The 4504-nt window shown below is 69.8% G+C and carries 5 protein-coding genes; 3 read left to right on the plus strand and 2 right to left on the minus strand.

The features are described 5' to 3' along the window. Nucleotides 1-133 precede the first annotated feature (133 nt). Together mce and CQZ88_RS11425 are read left to right on the plus strand one after the other, a co-directional pair. Nucleotides 134-616, plus strand: coding sequence for a methylmalonyl-CoA epimerase (gene mce, locus CQZ88_RS11420; protein WP_029542955.1), 483 nt, complete (start codon nt 134-136; stop codon nt 614-616). Nucleotides 617-723: 107 nt separating this feature from the next. After that, complete coding sequence (locus CQZ88_RS11425; RefSeq protein ID WP_102799761.1) at nt 724-1809, plus strand: hypothetical protein; 1086 nt, start codon at nt 724-726, stop codon at nt 1807-1809. Nucleotides 1810-1853: 44 nt separating this feature from the next. Here CQZ88_RS11425 and CQZ88_RS30880 read toward each other — a convergent pair whose 3' ends face one another. Beyond that, on the minus strand, nt 1854-2174 hold the full coding sequence (locus tag CQZ88_RS30880; protein WP_029542951.1) for a hypothetical protein: 321 nt from the start codon (nt 2172-2174) through the stop codon (nt 1854-1856). A 1-nt stretch (nt 2175) separates the two neighbouring features. Then, nucleotides 2176-2850: an endonuclease NucS gene (gene nucS, locus CQZ88_RS11435; protein ID WP_029542949.1), complete on the minus strand. Its 675-nt coding sequence runs from the start codon at nt 2848-2850 to the stop codon at nt 2176-2178. A gap of 43 nt (nt 2851-2893) precedes the next feature. Between nucS and CQZ88_RS11440 the strand changes: the two genes are divergently transcribed. Continuing rightward, entirely contained in the window at nt 2894-4435 is a 1542-nt protein-coding gene (locus CQZ88_RS11440; RefSeq protein ID WP_180986993.1) for an adenylate/guanylate cyclase domain-containing protein, read from the plus strand. Nucleotides 4436-4504 lie beyond the last annotated feature (69 nt).

The raw sequence follows: 4504 nt of genomic DNA on the forward strand, positions 1-4504 counted from the left end.
CTCCGGCAACGATGACAGAACTGGTCACGAGGATTTCCTCCGGTGGTGGGAGTGACGGCTTCCGCGCGGGCTCGAGGCCGGCAAGCCCATCCCGACGCATACTGATCTAACGTTAGCGCTACCGTCTTTATTCATGACTGAGACCTCCCCCACTCCGACTCCGCTCGCGGCGCTGACCTCCGGCCTCGTGACCGCCATCGACCACGTCGGCATCGCGGTCCCCGACCTGGACGCCGCCCTCACCTGGTACGCCGAGAACCTCGGGCTCGTCTCCACCCACGAGGAGGTCAACGAGGAGCAGGGCGTGCGCGAGGCGATGCTGTCGGTTCCCGGCTCGCCGGAGGGCGCGACCGCGATCCAGCTGCTCGCCCCGCTGAACGAGAACTCGACGATCGCGAAGTTCATCGACCGCAGCGGGCCCGGCCTGCAGCAGCTCGCCTACCGCGTCAGCGACCTCGATGCGGTGTCCGCCGAGCTCCGCGCGCGCGGCGTGCGCCTGCTGTACGACGCCCCGCGACGCGGCACCGCCGATTCCCGCATCAACTTCCTCCACCCCAAGGACGCCGGCGGCGTGCTCGTCGAGCTCGTCGAACCTGCTGCGCACGGATCGCACTGACCGCCCCCATCTCACCCGGCCGACTCGCCGGGTTCACACCGCCGCAGCATTAGCACAACGCGGCGGCACGCGCAGCTCCGGCCGCTTCGAGCAGGTAGATTGGCGCCATGGTCTTCGATCGCGATCGCACCCCAAGCCACCTGCCCTTCTCCATCGTGCGCAAGGGATTCGACCGCGACGAGGTGACCAACTACTTCGCCAGATTCGAGGCCGAGCTGCGCGTGACCGCCACGGACCGGGATGCGGCCGCCGCGCAGGCTCGCGACCTGGCTCGACAGCTCGAGAACGCCCGCAACGAGATCGACGAGCTGCGCAAGGACGTCGATCGGCTGTCGGTGCCGCCCACCACGGCCGAGGGCATGAGCGACCGCATCTCCCGCATGCTGCGCCTCGCCTCCGACGAGGCGTCCGAGCTGCGGGCACGGGCCGAGGCCGACGCAGCCGAGATGATCTCCCTGGCCGAGCAGGAAGGCATCCGGCTGCGCGGGGACTACGAAGCGATGATCGCCGAGCTCGCCGAGCGGCGTAAGGCATTCGAGACGGAGCACGCCCGCACGATGGCGGAGGCGCGTGCCCAGGCCGCCCGGATCATCGCCGCCGCCGAAGCGGAGCGCGATCGCCTGGCGGCGGAGGCGGAAGCCAAGCGGGACCGGGTCCAGCAGGACTTCGAGATCGCCATGAGCGAGCGCCGCAGCAAGGTCCTCGGCGCCCTCGACGAGCTCGAGCGCACCAGCAAGGCCGAGGCCGAGCAGCGTCTCGAGATCGCGTCCCGCGAAGCGGCACGCCGGCTCGAGATCGCCACCGAACAGTCCGAGCGGAAGATCGCCAACGCCCGCGATCTGACCGAGGAACTGCGGGTGCTGCGCGGCCGCATCCTCAGCCAGTTGGACGGGGTACGCGGTCAGCTCGAGGCCGTGCCGTCGATGCTCGCCGCCGTGACGCGCGAGGGCGAGCTGCTCGACCGCGACCGGGATGCGCTCACCACCGAGGGCGAGGCCGACGCGACCAAGGAGATCGCCACCGGGGAATCCGAGAAGGAACCGGCCACCAAGGAACTTCCGGCGGCCGGCGGCAAGCCGGAGGGCAGCGACGGCGAAGCCGACTCGGCGAAGGAGGCACGGTCCGGCGAGGAGGCACCGCCCACCGATCGCCTCGGCCGCTCACCTGCAGTGGCCAGCAAGGTCCGCAACTGACCCGACGGCTGAGCCGTCACTAGGACCCGACGGCTGAGCCGTCACTAGGACCACCGCCGGGTCGGTCCGCGGGTACCGCGGCCGGCCCAGCATCCGTTGTGCCAGTGTCGGCGTTCGTCGGCGCCCCCGATGTCGTCGGTGGGCCAGGCGACCACGTGGGGGGTTCCCGGCGCGATCTCGTGATCGCAGCCGGGGCACCGGTACGCCTTCGTTGCTCGCGACCCGGGGACGGTGCGCACGGTGTAGCGCTCGGACTCCGCGCCGGACGGCCCCCATTCGGTGCGGGAGGTGGCCCCGGAGAACGTCGACCCGCCGATATCGGGCCGGCGCCGGCGCTGCGATCGGGGAACGTTGCGGCGGGGCATATCAGAACAGCCGGAACTCGTTGCTCTCGGTGCCGCGCAGGGCGTCGTAGTCGAGCACGAGGCAGCGGATACCGCGATCGGTCGCAAGGGTCTTGGCCTGTGGCTTGATCTGTTGCGCCGCGAAGACACCGCTGACGGGCGCGAGCAACGGGTCCCGGTTGAGCAACTCGAGGTACCGGGTGAGCTGCTCGACACCGTCGATCTCGCCGCGTCGCTTGATCTCGACGGCCACCGTGCCGCCGTCCGCGTCCCGGCACAGCAGGTCCACCGGACCGATGGCCGTGGGGTATTCCCGGCGGACGAGGGTGTAGCCGGGGCCGAGGGTTTCGACGTGCTCAGCGAGCAGTTCCTGCAGATGCGCCTCGACACCGTCCTTGATCAGGCCCGGGTCCACACCCAGCTCGTGGCTCGAATCGTGCTCGATCTCGTCGATGGTGATCCGGAGTTGCTCACCCGTCTTGTTGGTCACCACCCACAGGGCGTGCGCCTCGTCTGCGGACTCCTCGACCAGCCAGCACGGCGGACTCATCCAGTTCAGCGGCTTGTAGGCACGGTCGTCGGCGTGCACACTGACCGATCCGTCGGCTTTGACCAAGAGCAGCCGACGCGCCATCGGCAGGTGTGCCGTCAGACGTCCGACGTAGTCGACTCGACAGCGGGCAATCACAAGGCGCACGTTGCCACCCTAGAGGATCGCTCCGGACTACTCTCGAACGACCATGCCTCGCACCCGCCGCACCTCGCCCCTCGGCTCGCCGCTGCTCGGCGCGCCCGCGGAATCCGTCCGGCGCCAACGTGTTCGCGTGCAGACATTGCTCACCCTGTTGCTGCTCGGCACGAACATCGCGGGGGCCGCGATCACGGCGTTGTTGATCAACGTCGTCGTCCCGGGCCCCTCGGTGCTGCGTCCGGAGTTCGTCATCGTCACCGGCGTCATAGCACCCGTCTACGTCGGCGGGGCCATCGTCCTGGGAACGGCCTTCGGGACCCGGCTCGGCCTTGCACAACTGCGGTGGATCCTCGAGGACCGGGATCCCACCCCCGACGAACGACGTGCAACCATGCGGCTGCCGATGCGCCTCACCGCCCAGCAGGGTGCATTCTGGGCGCTGGGGCTGGTGCTGTTCGCGACCGCGTTCGGTGTAGTGGATCCGCGCACGATCCCGAAGGTCGCCCTCACCATCGCCCTCGCGGGCCTGACGGTCTGCGGCTTCGTCTATCTGTTCAGCGAATTCGCCCTGCGGCCGATCGCGGCCCGGGCCTTGGAGGCCGGGGCGACGCCGCGACGCCGACTCACCGGCACCAGCGGCCGCATCATGGTGGCCTGGGCGCTGGGCAGCGGCGTTCCCGTCGTCGGGCTGATGCTCGTGGCGGTCTTCAGCTTCGTCCGTCCCGTATCACCCGTCCGGTTCGCGGTGACGATCCTGACGATCGGCGGACTCGCCTTGTTGTTGGGGGCGTTGCTTATGCTCCTCACCGCCCGGACCAGCGTCGCGCCGATCGAGTCGGTGCGGTCCGGCATGGCCCGCATCGAGCGGGGCGACCTCGATGCCGAGGTGGTCGTCTACGACGGAACCGAACTGGGAGAACTGCAGGCGGGATTCAACCGCATGGCCGACGGCCTCCGCGAGCGCGAACGGATCCGCGACGTCTTCGGCCGGCACGTCGGGCAGGACGTCGCGCGGGCGGCGTTGGCGTCGTCGCCGCGCCTGGGCGGCGAGGAACGCCATGTCGCGGTGCTGTTCATCGATATCATCGGCTCGACGGCAATGGCGGCCGATCGGCCGCCCACCGAGGTCGTACATCTGCTCAACCGCTTCTTCGAAGTGGTGGTCGAGGAGGTGCACCGGGCCGGCGGGTTCGTCAACAAGTTCGAGGGCGACGCGGCACTGGCCATCTTCGGCGCTCCGGTCGCAATGGACGACGCGGCGGGCAGTGCGCTCGCGGCCGCCCGGGAGATGGCCCGCCGGTTGCGCAGCGAGGTCCCCGAGTGCGAGGCGGGAATCGGGGTCACCGAGGGTCTCGCGGTGGCCGGAAACGTGGGCGCTCACGAGAGATTCGAGTACACGGTGATCGGCGATCCGGTGAACGAAGCGGCTCGGCTGTCGGACGTGGCCAAGACGTTCCCCGGCCACGTGGTGGCGTCGGCCCGGGCGGTAGAGGTGGCCGCGGAAGCGGAGCGCATCCGATGGTCGCTGAAAGGTGAAGTCACCCTGCGCGGGCGGTCGGAGGTCACCCGCCTTGCGGTCCCGGTGGACTGATCCCGACGAAGGACCGACGGGTTCGGCTGCGCCCCACAGGGAACATGCGGAAATGCCGGAAGCCCCCCA

Source organism: Rhodococcus sp. ENV425 (assembly GCF_002887785.1).
Lineage (GTDB): Bacteria > Actinomycetota > Actinomycetes > Mycobacteriales > Mycobacteriaceae > Rhodococcus > Rhodococcus aetherivorans.